Origin of the sequence: Paraburkholderia caffeinilytica, assembly GCF_046030355.1 — a bacterium.
Classification (GTDB): domain Bacteria; phylum Pseudomonadota; class Gammaproteobacteria; order Burkholderiales; family Burkholderiaceae; genus Paraburkholderia; species Paraburkholderia caffeinilytica_B.
In genome coordinates this window covers 176,936-194,748 of the sequence record NZ_JAQQCQ010000002.1, presented here as the reverse complement: position 1 = coordinate 194,748, position 17,813 = coordinate 176,936, and the positions used below count along the sequence as shown (strand labels likewise).

Here is a 17,813-nt window from a genome sequence, read left to right as displayed (position 1 = left end):
GGCGCCGACGTTAGCGGAAATAAGCCTTGGTGTTCTCGTGAACATCGGCGCGTGCGAGCAGTTCCGAAGGCGCGAGCCAGAGATAGTCGCTATGCTGATCGAGCCGGCCGACTGAAATGGTGCTAGTGAACTGCAGCGCATAGGCGAGCACGATGTAGTGCGTCGACACGTCAGGCTCGGCGGCGAAGTTGTCCTTATAGTGGTGCTCGAAAACGCCCTCGAAGCGTGCGGCCGAGCGCGTCAGCCGGGCAATGCCCAATTCGGCGTCGGCAATGCGGGTGAACGCTGTGTCGAGCGTTTCGTCTTTATGAATGCGCCCGCCGGGAACGAACCATGTGCCGCGAGCCGGCCGATTACGCCGATGGCCGATCAACACGCGGCCTTCGGCGTCGCTGACGATCAGGTCGATCGCAACCAGCGGGGTCAGACGCACCACGTCCAGAAAATCGATCTCGGTCAGCATGTCATCTCCTGCGGGGGCGCGGTCGAGCGCCGGGTGATCGTGAGGCGATGCTGAAGGCGCTAGTAGCCGCCATGGTGCTCATCATTCCGGGTAAGACGGTTCGAGACATTCGCCAGCAGCAGTGCGACCAGAATCGCGCCGACCGTGGCGAAGAGAAACGCCCCGGCCATCGCGGCCAGCACCAGCATTGTCCATGCGAGGCCGTTCATCTGTCGGCTCCAGCGCGTTGATTGGCATGCGAGGTAGTCTCCTTCTGGATTTTACGGGTGTAAGAAACGCGTTGCCCTGTCACATCACGCCGAAGTATCGGCGCGTCTCGACAGCAAGGGGCGCCCGTCGGCGGGGCCAAGGCAGGCGCGATGCATGCCCCGCGCCGTGCGCCGCACATTTAGCGAGGCACGTAACCCTCCGGCGTCATGACCGCGTCCTTGAATACGCCGGCATTGGTGGAGACGACATAGATAGGCGCAGGCGACAGCTTGAGGCTCGCGACACCGTCGCGATACGGCAGGCTCGATGCGTTGCCCATCATGTCGAACACGGCGACTTCGCCGGACGTGCCGGGCGCATCGACTCGCAGACGGTAGTCCGCGCTCTGGCTCGCATTGAAACCGGTCCTGGCATTCCATGCGTCGTTGTCATGCGTCCACAACGCGGTCACGATCTTGCCGCCGCCGAGCCGGCGGAACGCATACGCGTAGACGCCTTTGGGCAAACCTTTGAGCGGCCCGAGCGTATCCGTCCCGTCGATGATCCGCGTCATCGCCGCCACCGCGAGCGCGGCGGGTTTGGGACTGATGCGAGCCGCGCCGTAGGCGCCACCAGGATGATCGAGCTCGAAGAAAACGCCGTAGCCGGGCGCGGCATCCGGCATGTCCGCGAGGTAGAACACATAGGTCATGTCCGCGCCTTCGCCGAGCAGGATGAGATGCGTACGCGCGACGACCGCGGCCTGCGCGTACAGCACGTTCGCGCTCGGGTAGTTCTTGCCGTATGCCTCGCCGATGTCGTAGCTGATGCCGGTCTCGGTGACGAACAGCGGGGCGCCAGGCTTCAGGTACTGACGCAGTTCGCGGCGCAGGGCGCGCATCGCGGCGGGCAGCGCGCCCGGCACGGTGCCCTGGTTGCCCGGATCGGCGACGCGCTCGGGCGGGTGCGATGGTGTCGTGCCGATGTCGTAATAGCCATGAATGGTCATGCCGTCCATATAGCGGCCGATCCCGAGCGGACCGAGACGGCGCATCCATGTGACGTTGGCCTGCACCGACGCATACGTCACGCCCATCACCACGGCATGCGGGTCTGTCTGATGAATGCCCTCCCAGACGGCCTTATACATCGCGACGAAATTCGCATCGCTATCGCGCCACGGCAGACCGCCGTCGGCGTCCGGCTCCCACGTCACCTGATAGTAGTTGTCGCGTTGTTTCGGGAAGTAGGTCATCCGTGTGCGGTTGGACTCGGCGCCGACTTTGGCCATGTACTCCCTCATTTGCGCGAGCGAGGTCGGCGCGTAGCTGTGCGTCTCTTTGCCGGTCGGGCTTGCCCACTGAGGAATACCATCGAGCTGGATCAGACGCATGATGTCGCCGCGCCGGAAGTAGGGAAGCAACTGCTTGCTCGCGGGATCGAACGTGCCCGCGTTTTTCGGCTCCTCCATGTACCAGTTGCGGTTGTCGTTCGCCCACGAAAGACCGAGCGCGGTATAGACCGGCCGGTAGCCGTCGCCATCGCAGCAATGCTGCCCGGGTGCCAGGTAGGCGGTGCCCTGTCCGCCGAATCGATGCAAATCTTCGTAGGGAAAGCGGACGGCCGGCAACGCAGCAGAGGTGTCGGGCAGGACACCGAAAGTAGCGATGCCCGCAGGACGTGTGCCGCGTGATTCGAGCTGGCCGTGGGCGCGTTCCAACGAAGCGGAGACGGCGAAGTAGCCGGCGACGGTCGATGCGCAACTGAGCGTCGATAGCGTGGCGCCGGCCGCAACGGGGAAGCGGCCGCTGGCACGCACGGCATTCCAGCTGTCGCGGATCTGCCAGTTGAGCGTGTCGTTTTGCGGCGGACGTGTCGTGAAGACGAGTGCGAAGGGTTTGTCCGCCGCGAACAGGCGCGTGCCGTCGCCCGGTGTGTCCGCTTCCAGCAGATCGCCGCTAGCGGCTGCGCGCACCTGCGAGGAGGGGGCGGCGCAACGCAGACCTTGTCCCGGTGGTGTCTTCAAGGAAGTGGGTACGGTGGCTGCAGTTTCCGGCGTGGTGTCTTTGTTCGCGGAGGCCGAGGCGGCGATCGTGCCCTTGGCCGGCGTGCCCGAATCAGCAGCGGTGAGCGCAACCGCACAGCGCTTCTCCACGCCGGGCGCCGGATCGCCGAACACCCCGTTATTGCAATCGGCGCTGTTCGAAAACGTCTTGATGACATGCTGCTCGACCGTGCCGTAAAGCACGTCGCGCGTACCGCTGAACTGGCAGGTGCCGTATTCCGCCGCGCACGGTGTCCACTTTCTGCCGTCGACTGTCAGATCCGCATTGCTCGCGCTGCCTGAGCCAGTTGAAGCGGCTGCCACACTACACGAGGAGGCCACGATGCCTGTCAGGATAAATGCCGCCGCCAAGGCGGCAACGCGCAGCGCTAACCCGTGGGCGGGAACGGTGCCGCGGCGTGATTGCAGCGCGCGATGTTCGGATACATCAGACATGTGTTCCCCGTGTCGTTCGAGGTCTGGATTCCGGCATGTTCGTACGATAAGGCGTCGCCGGATTGCTAGTTGACCAGGCCAGAGCCGCCTCGCGCTACCTCGCATTGCAATCTGTTGCGGAAACCACATAGGCCATTTCCGCAATTCGGTGGCGTAAACGTACCGGCTCTCATCCGACAGGATTTGCCATTGGCCCGTCTATTGCCGGGCTGACTAAAGCCGCCTTATTGCCGTGTTTCACGTTTGAAACATTAATCGTCACGTTTATATTCGCTGGATCTAATAACAACGAATTAAATAATTTTGTCTCTCGAGAAGTGCTTATATTGGATACTGCTTTACATGTCTCCGCTGACCGAATATATCGTCAGAAGAAAGCTCCTCGGGTGTGTCGTAAGAGCAGTGAGTGGTGCAAGCAAGGCAGTTGCACTCATTCTGACGACGTAATGGAAATAAGTCACTTCAAATCTGCGGAATGGCGAGAAGATCGATTGCAACTCAAGAATTTCGAGCGGCGATTGTCTGTGTGCCAACGCACAAAAAACCACATTAATCATAATTAAGATTCGCGGAATGTGAATTCATTCATATGCAGAATCGGTATTTAATTCATTGAAAAAATAGTAGTCGAGCAACTGTTCCGAAAATCACTGGCCGGCCACCATTTCGAAACGCCAACATGTCTGCACTTTCGGTCATGGCGGCTAAATGCTTGATTACGGATGACTATGATGCACTGCACAGAGCATCCCTCTGTGTGGGCGTTCAAGGTTGAAAAGTAGATCCGTTTTCTGGTGAGAGGATGACTATGACCTGCGCGAGTCTCGAGTCTGCAATGTTGCGCTGGGTGCACGCACCGAACAAAGGTATGCGTCGCATCGCAATCCTGATGTTCAACGACTGCTCGCTGCAAGGCGCGGGCGTGGTTGCCGAAGTGTTCCAGGCTGCCAACGAACTGGCATCGTCCGGCTCGGGCGGCTGGTTGTATGACGTTTCCTTCCTGTCGGCCGACGGCGGCATGGTGACTTCGTCATCGGCACTGCGCGTTTGGACCGACGGGCTCGACGCGCGGCATTACGGCGGTTTCGATGCGTTGTATGTCGCCGGCGGCAAAGGCGCATGCGTTGCAGCCGGCGACGAGCGGCTGATTGCCTGGTTACGTCGCGTTCGCCGCAACACCGGCATGATCCGCCCGATCGCGGAAGGACGCGCGCTGCTTGAAGCGGCTTATGTGCCGGACAGCAAGGAACTCGGAGATTTCCGCCAGTCTCAAACGATGCCGTCGCGCCAGGCCGAGCAGAACAGTGACGCGGGTGACCGGCTTGAATCGATGAGAAGCGCGCTTGCCATGATCAAGCGCGATCTCGGCGGCGCGACCGCACGCACGGTGGCCGAGCGTCTGCTGGCCGATTCGTGTTCGAACCTTGCGCCGCTGCTTGGTGAAGATGGCGGTTTGAGCCCCGGCGACAAAGTGCGCGCGGCGGCCCGCTGGCTGCAAGAGAATTGCCAGCAATCGATTTCGATTGCCGATGCGGCTCAGTTCGCCGCGATGAGCGAGCGCAACTTCCTGCGCCGCTTCAAGATGGAAATGGGCATCACGCCCTCGAGTTTCCTGTTGCATGAGCGCCTTGCGGTGACCTGCAGCCTGCTGACCGAGTCGGAATTGCCGGTGGACAAGATTGCCCGGCGTACCGGCATGGGCAACGGCGACCGTCTCGCGAAAGTCTTCCGCAAGCGGATGAGAATTTCCCCCACTGAGTTCCGGATTCAAAGCCGCCGCATGGTCGGCGGATAGCGCGCGCAGCGAACCGCGAACCGTACTGGGCGCGCCCAACACGCAGTTGTTTCGTACCGTACTTCGGTAAGTATTCCCGTGATCTCAAAGAATTATAAGGAATCCGAATATGTTGACTAAGGGAGTTGTGAGCGCTGCGTCGGCGAACCCGGACGGCGCCAGTGCCGGGGACACCGGTGCGCAGTGCGCGCGCATCGTCCCGGTCATTCTTGCCGGTGGCTCGGGCACGCGGCTGTGGCCGGTATCGCGCGAAAACTATCCGAAGCAGCTGATCGACGTGGTCGGCTCCGACTCGCTGTTGCAGGCGACCGCGCGGCGTATGGACGGCTTTCCCGCCGGCTGGAACGTGGACGCGTCGCCGATTATCGTGTGCGGCGAAGAACACCGGTTTGTGATTGCCGAGCAGCTTCTGGAAAACGGCGTGAACGCGCGTTTGATCGTCGAACCCGCGCGGCGCGATACGGCGCCGGCGTTGACGCTCGCGGCGTCGCTCGCGTGCGCGGACGGCGCCGACGCGATTCTTATCGTGATGCCGGCCGACCATTCGATTGCGGATGTTCCTGCGCTGCAAGGCGCGCTGGAACGTGCCGCCAGGTATGCGGAACGGGGTTCGATCGCCACGCTGGGCGTGCCGCCCACGCGTCCCGATACGGGCTTCGGCTATATCCGCATTGGCGCGGAATTGCCGGATGGCGGTCATGCGATCGACGGTTTCGTTGAGAAGCCGGCCGAGGAAATTGCCGCGCAGTATGTCGCTGCGGGCACGTATTGGTGGAACGCCGGGATATTTGTCGTGCGGGCGCGTGTATGGCTCGATACGCTGAAACGCCTGCAGCCCGAGATGCATGCCGCGTGCGAGCGTGCATTTGTGGACGGCCGCAGCGAAGGCGCGTATTTCCGTCCGCTGATGGACGCTTTCCTCAGTTCGCCCGCTGACTCGATCGACTACGCCGTGATGGAGCGTCTCGCTGACGTGAACGATGTGAGCGACGCGAATGCCACGAACGCCACGAACGAAACCGCCATCCCCCCCTCCACCGACCCGCAATTGCCCGCCGCGAATCCATCTGGTGTCGTCGTGCGGCTCGATGCGGGCTGGTCGGATCTCGGTTCCTGGGACGCCGTTTGGGCCGCGATGGAGAAGGACGCCAACGGCAACGCCGGACGCGGCCGCGTGACATTCGAAGGCGCGGTGTCGAGCTATGCGCATTCCGAAGGACGGCTCGTCGCCTGTGTGGGCACGACCAATGTGGTGGTGGTCGAAACGGCGGACGCGGTGCTGGTGGTCGACCGCTCGCACGTCCAGGACGTCAAGGGCCTTGTGTCGCGTATCAAGGCGCAGCACGCACCCGAGGCCGACGCGCATCGCAAGGTGCGGCGCCCATGGGGTTTCTACGATTCCATCGACCATGGCGAACGCTTCCAGGTGAAGCGCATCGTCGTCACGCCCGGCGCGAAGCTTTCTTTGCAACTGCATCACCACCGGGCCGAACACTGGGTTGTCGTGCGCGGCACGGCGCTCGTCACGCGCGGCGAGGAGCAGTTCCTGCTAAGCGAAAACGAGTCGACCTACATCCCGCTCGGCACACGTCACCGGCTCGAGAACCCGGGGAAAGTCCCGCTCGAAATCATTGAAATCCAGTCAGGCACCTATCTGGGTGAAGACGACATTGTGAGGTTTAACGACAACTACGGCCGCTGCTCCTAACAGCGCTCCCGGAATCATGTGTGGAAAAGAACGAACGGCAAGAAAGAGGTAAGCAAAATGCGCAAGTTTCAGGATTTGCTCGCGCGAATTTCCGATGTCGCGCTGGTGCTCGTTGGTGCGGCGGTGGCGTCACAGATCCGCTTTGATTACCTCGCTCAATCCGGGTTCTATTGGGCGCTCGTGATGTTTTCCGCTGCCTTCGCGCTGGCCATCTTTCCAGCCTTCGGCGTGTATGAATCATGGCGTGGCCGTTCCAAGCTCTCGCTGGCCGGGCAGGTGTCGCTCGCGTGGTTGATCGTGCAGGTCAGTGCCCTGGTACTGATGTATTCGTTGCACCGCATCGACTTCGTGTCGCGGCTGTGGTTCTCGTACTGGACCGCGGTGACGGGCGGCCTGCTGATCACTTACCGGCTGATCACGCATGCAGTGCTGGCGCGTGCGCGCAGTGCGGGTCTGAATCTGCACCAGGTCGCGATCGTCGGCAGCGCTTCACAGTGTGACGCGATCATCCACCGGATCGATTCGGCGCCCGGCACGGGCTTTCGCGCTACGGCCGTCTACAACACGCGCCCTGACGTGTCTCCTGTTACCAGCAGAGTGCCGGTCTGCGAGACGGTGGATGCGCTTGCCGACTACATTCGCAGAAACGATGTGCACGAGCTTTGGCTCATGGTGTCGCTTGCCGAAGAGCCCCTGATCTGCAAACTGATCAGCGAGTTTCGCGACGATCTGGTGAATATCCGCTTCATGCCGGACGTTCGCAGCATTGCATTGTTCGGTGGCAGCGGCGTGATCGACCTGCTCGGTGTGCCGGCGATCAACCTGGTCGCTTCGCCCCTGTCAGCCAGTTCGATGCTGAAGAAGGAAATCTTCGACCGCCTGTTCGCCGCTGCGGCATTGATCGGCCTCGCGCCGATTCTGCTCTGCATTGCGATCGCCGTGAAGCTCTCGTCGCGCGGCCCGGTTCTCTTCAAGCAGAAGCGTAAAGGCGCGGACGGCCATGTATTCACGATCTACAAATTCCGCTCGATGCGACTGCATCACGAGCCGAAGGGCACGCTCAAACAGGCCACGCGCAACGATCCGCGCGTCACGCGAGTCGGTGCATTTCTACGCCGCACGAGCCTCGACGAACTGCCGCAATTCTTCAACGTGTTGCGTGGCGACATGTCGGTCGTCGGACCGCGTCCCCATGCACTCGAGCACGACGACCTCTATCAGAAAGTGGTCGCCGGCTACATCAATCGCTATCGGATCAAGCCGGGCATTACAGGCTGGGCGCAGATCAACGGCTTTCGTGGCGAAACCGACCGCATCGAGAAGATGGAGCGTCGCGTCGAACATGACCTGTACTACCTGGGGCATTGGTCGTTCGCACTCGATATGCGGATTATCGGCGCGACGATCGTTGCCGGACTGGCGCATCGAAACGCTTACTGAGTACTAAGTAGTTAACAAGCACGCTGGGTGCGACCTCCCCCGAGGACTGTCCCTGGCGCAAGGAGGAAACACCATGAGCTCGCTTGGTATACGCACGGGAAGTCTCGTGATTTTCACAGTTGCAACAGTGCTTTCCGGTTGCGGAATCGTACCGGGTCAACAAATGATTACCCCAGCCGCGGTTCAGGACACGGGTGGGGACTACAGCACGGAAGCGTCGCAGCAACAGCAGATTCCGATTACCGATATCAACCTCGCGCTGCTGCGCAAGATGAACGCGACGCAGACGGCCGCGACGCTGCCGCCGGAGACGACCGCGCTGTTCGGCAAGCCGACGGCTTATAAGGTCGGCCCGGGCGACGTGCTGCAGATCGTCGTGTGGGATCACCCGGAACTCGCCGCCGCGCTAGGCCAGCCAGCGCAGAACGCGAAAACGACGGATGCCGCACCCGGTTTTCTGATCGACGAAAACGGCGACGTGCAGTTTCCGTATGCAGGCACGGTGCACGTGGCCGGCAAAGACGTCGGGACGATCCAGAGGGACCTGCACAAGCGTCTGAGCAACGTGTATCAGAAGCCTGAGGTGACGGTGCGGGTGGCTTCGTTCCGGAACGCGCAGGTCTATGTCGACGGTGAAGTGCGCACGCCTGGCGCGCAGTCGGTCACCGACATTCCGTTGTCGTTGACGAGCGTGATCAACCAGGGCGGCGGCTTCAGCCCGAATGCGGATCGCAGCCGCGTTGAGCTGATCCGCAACGGCGTGACGTATCCGCTCAACGTGGACGACCTGATCAAGCGTGGCCGCAATCCGTCGGACATCTATCTGCAAGCGGGCGACATCGTGCGGGTGGCTTCGCGCGAAGACAGCGGCGTGTACGTGATGGGCGAGGTCAACAAGCCGGCGACCATCCTGCCGATGCGCAACGGCACGCTGACGCTTTCGCAGGCCATTTCCGACAGCGGCAGCTTCGACTCGAACACGGCGGCGGCCAGACAGTTGTTCGTGATCCGCAATTCGACCAGCGAATCGCCACAGGTCTATCACCTCGATGCGACCTCGCCGGTGTCCATGATCCTCGCCAATCAGTTCGAGCTGCAACCGAAGGACGTCGTGTATGTCGGTCAGGGCGGCCTGGTCCGCTTCAACCGTGTGCTGAACCTGCTGCTGCCGGCGATCAATGCGGCTGTGACAGGCGCTGTTCTGGCGAAATGACAACCGTGCAATGTGACCTTGAACTGTCGGGCTTTGTTGGGTGAAGAACATGGCAATTAACTTCGAAAACCGCTACACCGACGTGTCCGGACCGGACGAGCTGCACCTGTCGGACTATCTGCGCACGATCGTGAGGGGCTGGCGCACGATCGTGATGGTGACGCTGATCGCACTCGCGCTGGGGTGCGCGTATGCGTTCCTGGCGCCGCCGACGTATCGCGCGGATGTACTGTTCCACGTCGAGGACAAGACGGCGAATGCCAACGCGAACGGCAAGGATTCCTTGCCGCCGCTCACCGGCATGTTCGACACCAAGCCTTCGACGGCGGCGGAGATCGAGTTGCTGAAGTCGCGTCTCGTCACCGAGGAAACCGTCAAGAACCTGCACCTCGACATCACGGCGTCGCCGCGCTACATGCCGTTCATCGGCGGGATGATCGCGGGGTTGGTGAACGGGCAATGGGGCTTCAAGTTGCCGTCGTTCATCAACCTGTCGGGCTACGCGTGGGGTAACGAGAGCATTGCCGTGTCGCGCTTCGACACGTCGAAAGACTTTTACGACACGACCTTCACGCTGATTGCCGGCGACGGAGGTTCGTACGTGCTGCGCGACAAGAACGGTATTGCGATACTCTCCGGCCGCGTCGGCGAGACCGTGGAAACCGACACGGCCGATGGCCCGATCGCGTTGCACGTCGACAAGCTGGTCGGCGAGCCCGGCGCGCGTTTCGAACTGCAGCGCGCGTCGACGCTGGGCACCGTGGACCGTTTGCAAAAGGCGCTCGTAGTCCAGGAAACCACGCTGCAGTCCGGCGTGATCCGCACGAGCCTCGAAGGCGGCGACCCCGCGCTGACCGCGGCGATCGTCAACAGCATGGCGCGCGAGTTCGTGCGTCAGGACGTGGAAAGCCGTTCGACCGAAGCGGAGCATATGCTGGCCTTCCTCGATCAGCAACTGCCCGGCTTGCGCAAAGAGCTCGACGACGCCGAGCAGCGCTACAACAAATTCCGCAACGCGCACGGCACGGTCGATCTGGGTGAAGAAAGCCGCCTGCTCCTCCAGCAGGTCGTCGACAACAAGACGAAGCTGCTCGATCTGCAGCAGCAACGCGCGGAGATGTCGCAGCGTTTCACGGCGAATCACCCGGCGGTGGCCGCGCTCGATGCACAGATCGCGGCGTTGCAGGGCGCGGCGGCCACCATGAACCGCAGCGTGGCCGTGATGCCGGATACCGAGCAGACCGCGCTGCGTCTGCTGCGTGACGTGCACGTGGATACGGAGCTCTATACCAATCTGTTGAATAGCGCGCAGCAACTCCGGGTGGCGAAAGCCGGCCAGGTGGGCAACGTGCGCGTGGTGGATTTTGCCGAAACGCCTGACGAACCGGTGCGCCCGAAACGCGTGCTGGCGATCCTGATCTCGCTCGGCGGCGGCTTGCTGATCGGCATCATGCTGACCTTCTTCAAGCGCGCGATGTACGGCGGCGTGGAGCGTCCGGACGAACTCGAAGCGGTGCTCGGCGTGCCGGTGTTTGCGATCGTGCCGCGCAGTCAGACTCAACTACGCTTGCAGGAAAACGTCATGCTGCGCCGCCGCGGGCTGCATGTGCTCGCGCAGCAGGCGCCGGAAGATATCGCCGTGGAAGGCGTGCGCAATCTGCGGACGTCGTTGCAGTTGTCGCTCGATCATGCCGAGAACAACGTCGTGATGATCACGGGTTCGCGGCCTGATACCGGCAAATCGTTCCTCTCGGTGAATCTGGCGGCGCTGGTGGCGTCGGCGAACAAGCGGGTGCTGATTATCGACGGCGACATGCGCCGTGGCGATGTCCATTCGCATTTCGGCATCGGCCATCAACCGGGACTTTCGGACGTGCTGAGCGGCGGCGATCTCGCGTCGATGATCCAGCGCGACGTGTTGCCCGGACTCGACGTGCTCGCCAAGGGCACGCTGCCCTCGCATCCGTCTGAATTGCTGATGAGCAAGCGTTTTCAAACGATGCTCGACGAGCTGAAGTCGCACTACGACATCGTGATTGTCGACACACCGCCGGTGCTGGCCGTGACCGACTCGACCTTGATCGGCAAGTACGCCGGCACGACGTTGCTGGTGGTGCGCCATGGCCGCCATCCGCTGAACGAGATTGCCGAGACCGCCAAGCGGCTGCTCAACGGCGGCGTATCGCTCAAAGGCGTGTTGCTGACCGACGTGCCTCAGGAAGGAGCATTCCTCGGTTCCGGCTACCAGGGCGGTTATTACGGATACGACAGCATCGCCGGTTGAGGTGGCGGCTCCATGACGGGAGCCGTCCATTCGATCGTGATGTTGCACGGCGTCGCAAAGTTCAACAAGGGAGAGCTTCATGAAACGCAAGGTTGCGCTGATCACCGGCATTACTGGACAGGACGGGTCGTATCTCGCCGAGCTGCTGCTCGCCAAGGATTACGACGTACACGGCATCAAGCGCAGGTCATCGCTGTTCAATACTGACCGGATCGATCATCTCTATCGCGACCCGCATGATCTCGACCAGCGGCTCTTCCTGCATCACGCCGACCTGACCGACTCGACCAGCATCCTGCGCGTGATCCAGCGCGTCGAGCCTGATGAGATCTACAACCTTGCGGCGCAGAGCCACGTGGCGGTGTCGTTCGAGGAACCGGAATATACCGCCAATGCTGACGGCCTCGGCACGTTGCGGATTCTCGAAGCCATCCGCATTCTGGATCTGCAGCACAGAACGCGTTTCTATCAGGCCTCGACCTCGGAGCTGTACGGCCTCGTGCAGCAGGTGCCGCAGTCCGAAACCACGCCGTTCTATCCGCGCAGCCCGTACGCGGTCGCCAAGCTGTTTGCGTACTGGACTACGGTCAATTACCGCGAGGCCTATGGGCTCTATGCCTGCAACGGGATTCTGTTCAATCACGAATCGCCGGTGCGTGGCGAGACCTTCGTGACGCGCAAGATCACGCGCGCCGTGGCGCGCATTGCGGTGGGCATGCAGAAGACCTTGTATCTCGGCAATCTGTCGGCGTTGCGCGACTGGGGCCATGCGCGCGACTACGTCGAGATGCAATGGCGCATGCTGCAACAGGAACGGCCGGAGGATTACGTCATCGCCACCGGCGTGCAGTACAGCGTGCGTGAGTTCGTTCAGCATGCCGCCGCCGAGTTGGGCGTCACGGTGCGTTTCGAAGGCACCGGCGTGGATGAAGTCGGCATTGTCGAAAAGGTGGAAGGGCGCGAAATAAAAATGTCGCCCGGCGACGTGATCGTGCGTGTCGATCCGCGCTACTTCCGGCCCGCCGAGGTCGAGACCTTGCTGGGCGATCCGTCGAAAGCCCATGCACAGCTCGGCTGGCAGCCGACCACGTCGTTCAGCGCGCTCGTCAAGGAAATGGTGCGGGCGGACTATCAGATTGCGAGACGTGACGCGCTTGTCACGCTGGCCGGTTTCACGGCGCTGGAACATCACGAGTAACGGCGATGAACAAACAAGCACGCATCTTCGTGGCGGGCCACCGTGGCATGGTGGGCTCCGCGCTGGTCCGGCGGCTCCATGCCGACGGTTATGCCAACGTCGTCACGCGGACGAGGGCGGAGCTCGACCTCACGGATCAGACGGCCGTGAACGGCTTTTTCGAGCGGGAAAAGATCGACGTGGTGCTGCTCGCGGCCGCGCGCGTGGGCGGCATTCTCGCCAACGCATCCCAGCCGGGCGAGTTCATCTATGAAAACCTGGTGATCGAAACCAATGTGATTCATGCCGCGTATCGCGCGCAGGTGGAGCGATTGGTGTTCTTCGGTTCGTCGTGCATTTATCCGAAGCAATGTCCGCAGCCGATCCGCGAGGAGTATCTGTTGACCTCGCCGCTCGAGCCGACCAACGACGCCTACGCGATTGCGAAGATCGCCGGCCTCAAGCTGTGCGAGGCGTACAACCGCGAATACAACACGCAATACGTCTCGTTGATGCCGACCAACCTGTACGGCCCCAACGACAACTACGACCTGAACAGCAGCCATGTTTTGCCGGCGCTGCTGAGGAAGGCGCACGAAGCGAAGGTGAACGGCTCCGCGACGTTGACGGTGTGGGGTTCGGGCACGCCGCGCCGTGAGTTTCTGCATGTCGACGATCTTGCCGCCGCCACGCTCTTCGTGCTCGAGCACAACGTGACCGAAGGTCTGTTCAACGTCGGGGTGGGTGAAGACCTGTCGATTCGCGAACTGGCCGAATGCATCTGCAAGGTGGCCGGCTTCGAGGGTGAACTCGTGTTCGACGCGTCCAAACCCGACGGCACGCCGCGCAAGCTGCTGGACGTATCGCGGCTCGCGCAAATGGGTTGGCACGCGACCATTGCTCTCGAAGAGGGCATCGCGTCTACGTATCGGGAATTCGTTGAGTTACACGCCGGCTCGACCTCCGCTGCCGCGATGCACGTCTAGGCGCGCACGGAAGGGCAGTTGAGCGCGATTCCGGCAACGAGGGAGCGCGTGGGGCGTTTCGCGCGAGCAGCGTGCAACGCACACAGGGACGATTTTCGAGGAGCGGCATAAAAATGACTGCGTCAGTCACGATCTTCCACAACGTCGTGTGGTCGCGCCACAAGGGTGTTGTGTTTTCTGCCTTGCATAACATCTCGGCATCCGGTGCGATTCGCTACTCGATGGTGCAGATTGCGGATACCGAGCACGACCGTGTCGGCTTTTCGGACGTCGACTATTCGTACCATCGCTATCCGATGCAGAAGCTGTTCGACGGTTGCTACGAAGATGTGCCGACGATAAAGATGATCGCGCGGCTCACGTGGGAAGTGTTGCGCGCCAAGTCGGATCTGATCGTTCTGCCAGGTTATCACCGTCCGGAATACTGGGCGATGCTGGCGGCATGCATCCTGACCGGCAAGCGGCGCGCGGTGTTTTGCGATTCGACCGCGCGCGACCGGCCCAAGAAGCTGCTGACGTCGATTCCGAAGCGCGTGTTCTTTTCGCTCTGCGACGGCTATTTCGGTTTCGGCGAGCGCAGCCGCGAGTATCTGCTGTCACTTGGCGCGAAGCGCGACAAGATTTTCGTGCCGTGCCAGGCCGCGGCAATGCCCGGATCGTTTTCGCCGGAGCGTGCGCTGGTCGAGCGGATCGCTGCCCGCGCCGGCAATCCACCGGTGTTTCTGTACGTGGGCCGTCTCTCGGAAGAGAAGGGCATCGGCACGCTGATCGAGGCGTTCGCCGGCTTGCGGCGCCGCGTTCCGGCGGCCAGGTTGCGCATTGTCGGCACCGGGCCGATGGCGGACGCGCTGCACGCAAAGGTGGCCGATCTCGAACTGGGCGACGCGGTCACTTTCGCCGGCAGTTTGCAGGACGAACCGCTCACCCGCGAATACTACGGCGCGACCTGCATGGTGCTGCCGAGCTATAGCGAGCCGTGGGGGCTCGTCGTCAACGAGGCGCTTGCGCATGGTTGCCCGGCGGTGGTCAGCGAGAGTTGTGGTTGTGTGCCGGAACTGGTGATCGACGGCGTGAGCGGCTATGCATTCACGGCGGGTGATGTTGCCGGGCTGCAGCGCACGATGCTCAAGGCGATGGAAGCATTCGCCGACGCCGGCGGCACGGCGCGCCGTTGCATGGATGTGATTCGCCGTTTCGATCCACCTTCTGCCGCCGCCAATATCGCGCGTGGCTGCGCGCTGATGCTGAGCGACTGACGCGCCTCACGGTTCGTCGCCCATGCGAAGCTCTAACCCGTTCTGGCAGTCACAATGAAGATTCTGATCTACGGCCTCAATTACGCGCCTGAACTGACGGGGGTGGGTAAGTACACCGCGGAAATGGCGGTGTTGCTGGCTAGCCGCGGCCACGAGGTTCGCGTGGTATGTGCGCCACCCTATTACCCTGAGTGGCGCGTGGCGGCGAATTATGTGTCATGGCGGTATCGGTGCGAGACGCGCGACGGCGTGACGATCTGGCGCGCACCGCTATGGGTGCCGGCGCATCCCAGCGGTCTGAAGCGGATGCTGCATCTGGCGAGCTTCGCGGCGAGTTCGCTGCCGCTGCTCGTCCGGCAGGTCCTATGGCGCCCCGATGCCGCGATGCTGATCGCGCCGACGCTGATGTGCGCACCCGCTGCGCTGGTGTTCGCGCGTCTCGCGAGCGCGAGTGCGTGGCTGCATATTCAGGACTTCGAAGTCGACGCGGCGTTCGATCTGGGTCTTCTCAAAAGCTCACGCGCGGCACGTGTGGCGCGCTGGATCGAAAGCACGCTGCTGCGGCGCTTCGATACCGTGTCGTCGATTACGCCGCAAATGAGTTCGCGCGCGGTGTTCAAGGGCGTCGATCCTTCGCGGGTTGTGTGTCTGCCCAACTGGGTCGATGCATCGACCATCTTCCCGCTGACGCGCGCGAGTGACTACCGGCGCCTGCTAGGCATTCCGGCCGACCAGAAAGTGGTGCTGTACTCGGGCAACATGGGCGCGAAACAGGGCATCGAAACGCTCGCCGATACGGCGGCGTCGCTTGCCGCGCGGACCGATGTCACTTTTGTTTTCTGCGGCAGCGGCGCGGCGAAGGAGAATTTGCTCGAACGCTGCGCGGGACTGGCGAACTGCATTTTTATTCCGCTGCAACCGGTGGAGCGCCTGAACGAGTTGCTCAATCTCGCCGACATTCACGTTCTGCCGCAACGGGGCGATGCCGCGGATCTGGTGATGCCGTCGAAGCTCACCGGCATGTTCGCAAGCGGCCGCGCGGTGGTGGCCATGGCGCGGCACGGCACGGCTCTCTACGACGCGGTGTCGCCGCGCGGCCTGGTCGTGCCGCCGGACGACGTCAAGGCTTTGGCGACGGCGATCACAGCATTGGCAAGTGATCCCGAACGCCGTGCGGCGCTCGGTAAGGCGGCACGCCGTTACGCGGAACTCGCGCTATCGCCGGAGTCGACGATCAGCACCTTCGAAGCGCGGCTCGCGGCGCTGGGCCGCGGCTCACGCAGCAAGCATGCGACGGGGGAGACGCCGTATTTCGGCGGCCCGAGGTCTTCAGCCGCTGCGGCCCGGCGGCGCAAGCCGGCTACGACGGAGGAAGCCGCGCCGGATTGAACCGGCATGCGGCCATCTCATGAATGCGATATCACCACGGGGACTTGTAGACGGCGTGCTTGCCCGCATCGAACGGATCGGCGTACGTGGTTTTCGCGGCGCCGTCGGGCATCAGGCGGTCGGCGGCATTCGGACCGCCTGGCTGGCCGGCCGCGCCCACCTTGCCGTTGGCGGCGATCTGCGCCTTGTTGGGCTGGCCCTTGCGCACGGCAGGCTGTGCGCCGCCCAACACCGTCATGCGTTGTTCGTCGAGCAGGGCTGCCTGCTGGGCGTCGGCGGTATTGCCTTGTTGCGTGTCGGGCGAGCCATATTCGCGTGGGGCGCCGAGCAACTGCGCTTCACTGTTGCGATTCGCCGCGCCCGGATTGGCGCGCGCTGCTGGGGCGGGAGTGCTGTAGCTGGTCGCAGCCGTGGCGGCAAGGGCCGGTGCGGCGGGCGCGGGCGCTCCTGCGTTTTGCGCGAGCGCCGGTGCGGCATAGAGGGCGAGGGCGAGAAGCAGCGAAGGTGTCATATGCCGGGAAGAGATGGCCATCGTATGCCCCAGGAAGATGCGGTCGCAATAGCGCTATCGTGCGCCAACCAGCACGCGTGCAGCCGCCAAAACGCTTGCTCGTACGGCCATGGAGCGGGTGACAGTAAGGAGTCGAAACATAATGTAAGCCTGACGCAGGGGATGTCGATTCCCGTTCGTGGTCTGGAGAAATCTGATGGGTAACGCTGCCGACGATCCGCACATCGGGCGTATGCCGGAAGTCGAAGGCGTCCGCGAGAATGGCCGCGTCATCGATCTGAGTCTGGCCGGAAAGGGAAACTATCGCGCGAAGCGCGGCGCCCTGACCGAGCTCATCTGGTTTGTCGTGGAAGCCTGCGTGATCAACAACAAGCTGCTGCCGCTTTCGTCGGTCCGGGTTGCGCTGTTACGTCTGTTCGGCGCGAAGATCGGCACGGGTTGCCGCTTCGTGCATCCATTGCGGGTGAAGTCGCCGTGGAACCTGGAGGTGGGCGACAACTGCTGGTTCGGCGTCGACGTCTGGATCTATAACCAGGCGCTGATCCGCATCGGCTCGAATGTCTGTATTTCCCAGGGGACGTTCCTGAGCGCCGGCTCTCACGATATGAGCACCACGATGGATTTGCGCGTCGCACCGATCGTCATCGAGGACGGCGTCTGGATCACGTCGAAATGTGTTGTGCAGATGGGTGTGACGATCGGCCGGTCGGCCGTGGTGACACCGTTGTCCGTCGTGCATCGTTCGCTCGAAGCAGGAGGCGTGTATGGCGGCAATCCATGTCGTTTTATCCGGAACCGTTTCGATTCCGTGACCTGAAGCACAGAAAGAGAACCGCAGCGTTTATACGCTGAGGAGGCCAGGTCGTTGACAAGCCGGAATGTCGGCGGCCGCAATGGATTGC

Annotated in this window: 14 protein-coding genes; 10 read left to right on the top strand and 4 right to left on the bottom strand. The window is 62.4% G+C overall.

The window, feature by feature from the left end; genetic code table 11:
- Positions 1-10 precede the first annotated feature (10 nt).
- From PQQ95_RS03220 to PQQ95_RS03210, 3 genes are all read right to left on the bottom strand, one after another.
- The gene (locus PQQ95_RS03220; protein ID WP_408434849.1) at positions 11-463 is read right to left on the bottom strand and encodes a GDP-mannose mannosyl hydrolase; all 453 of its coding nucleotides are present in this window, start codon (positions 461-463) and stop codon (positions 11-13) included.
- Between the two features lie 59 nt (positions 464-522).
- Positions 523-672 (bottom strand): hypothetical protein, encoded by a 150-nt coding sequence (locus tag PQQ95_RS03215; protein ID WP_408434847.1) that lies wholly within the window; start codon positions 670-672, stop codon positions 523-525.
- Between the two features lie 179 nt (positions 673-851).
- Positions 852-3,152, bottom strand: a complete 2,301-nt coding sequence (locus PQQ95_RS03210) for a hypothetical protein (RefSeq protein ID WP_408434845.1) — start codon at positions 3,150-3,152, stop codon at positions 852-854.
- Between the two features lie 808 nt (positions 3,153-3,960).
- Between PQQ95_RS03210 and PQQ95_RS03205 the strand changes: the two genes are divergently transcribed.
- The 9 genes from PQQ95_RS03205 to PQQ95_RS03165 all read left to right on the top strand — a co-directional run bounded on the left by PQQ95_RS03205 (position 3,961) and on the right by PQQ95_RS03165 (position 16,400).
- Complete coding sequence (locus PQQ95_RS03205) at positions 3,961-4,947, top strand: GlxA family transcriptional regulator (protein WP_408435322.1); 987 nt, start codon at positions 3,961-3,963, stop codon at positions 4,945-4,947.
- Between the two features lie 109 nt (positions 4,948-5,056).
- Entirely contained in the window at positions 5,057-6,655 is a 1,599-nt protein-coding gene (locus PQQ95_RS03200; protein WP_408434844.1) for a sugar phosphate nucleotidyltransferase, read from the top strand.
- A 57-nt stretch (positions 6,656-6,712) separates the two neighbouring features.
- The gene (locus PQQ95_RS03195) at positions 6,713-8,095 is read left to right on the top strand and encodes an undecaprenyl-phosphate glucose phosphotransferase (protein ID WP_408434842.1); all 1,383 of its coding nucleotides are present in this window, start codon (positions 6,713-6,715) and stop codon (positions 8,093-8,095) included.
- A 73-nt stretch (positions 8,096-8,168) separates the two neighbouring features.
- A complete protein-coding gene (locus tag PQQ95_RS03190) occupies positions 8,169-9,308 on the top strand; it encodes a polysaccharide biosynthesis/export family protein (RefSeq protein ID WP_408434840.1) in 1,140 nt (379 codons plus the stop codon).
- Between the two features lie 49 nt (positions 9,309-9,357).
- On the top strand, positions 9,358-11,592 hold the full coding sequence (locus tag PQQ95_RS03185; RefSeq protein ID WP_408434838.1) for a polysaccharide biosynthesis tyrosine autokinase: 2,235 nt from the start codon (positions 9,358-9,360) through the stop codon (positions 11,590-11,592).
- Positions 11,593-11,671: 79 nt separating this feature from the next.
- A complete protein-coding gene (gene gmd, locus PQQ95_RS03180) occupies positions 11,672-12,790 on the top strand; it encodes a GDP-mannose 4,6-dehydratase (RefSeq protein WP_408434837.1) in 1,119 nt (372 codons plus the stop codon).
- A gap of 5 nt (positions 12,791-12,795) precedes the next feature.
- Positions 12,796-13,755, top strand: coding sequence for a GDP-L-fucose synthase family protein (locus tag PQQ95_RS03175; protein ID WP_408434835.1), 960 nt, complete (start codon positions 12,796-12,798; stop codon positions 13,753-13,755).
- Positions 13,756-13,868: 113 nt separating this feature from the next.
- On the top strand, positions 13,869-15,011 hold the full coding sequence (locus PQQ95_RS03170) for a glycosyltransferase family 4 protein (RefSeq protein ID WP_408434833.1): 1,143 nt from the start codon (positions 13,869-13,871) through the stop codon (positions 15,009-15,011).
- A gap of 54 nt (positions 15,012-15,065) precedes the next feature.
- Entirely contained in the window at positions 15,066-16,400 is a 1,335-nt protein-coding gene (locus tag PQQ95_RS03165) for a glycosyltransferase WbuB (protein WP_408434831.1), read from the top strand.
- Between the two features lie 31 nt (positions 16,401-16,431).
- On the opposite strand, the gene PQQ95_RS03160 is transcribed toward PQQ95_RS03165, so the two are convergent.
- A complete protein-coding gene (locus tag PQQ95_RS03160) occupies positions 16,432-16,932 on the bottom strand; it encodes a hypothetical protein (RefSeq protein ID WP_408434829.1) in 501 nt (166 codons plus the stop codon).
- A gap of 175 nt (positions 16,933-17,107) precedes the next feature.
- Here PQQ95_RS03160 and PQQ95_RS03155 point away from each other — a divergent pair, with 175 nt between their 5' ends.
- Complete coding sequence (locus PQQ95_RS03155; RefSeq protein WP_408434827.1) at positions 17,108-17,728, top strand: LbetaH domain-containing protein; 621 nt, start codon at positions 17,108-17,110, stop codon at positions 17,726-17,728.
- Positions 17,729-17,813: the final 85 nt, after the last annotated feature.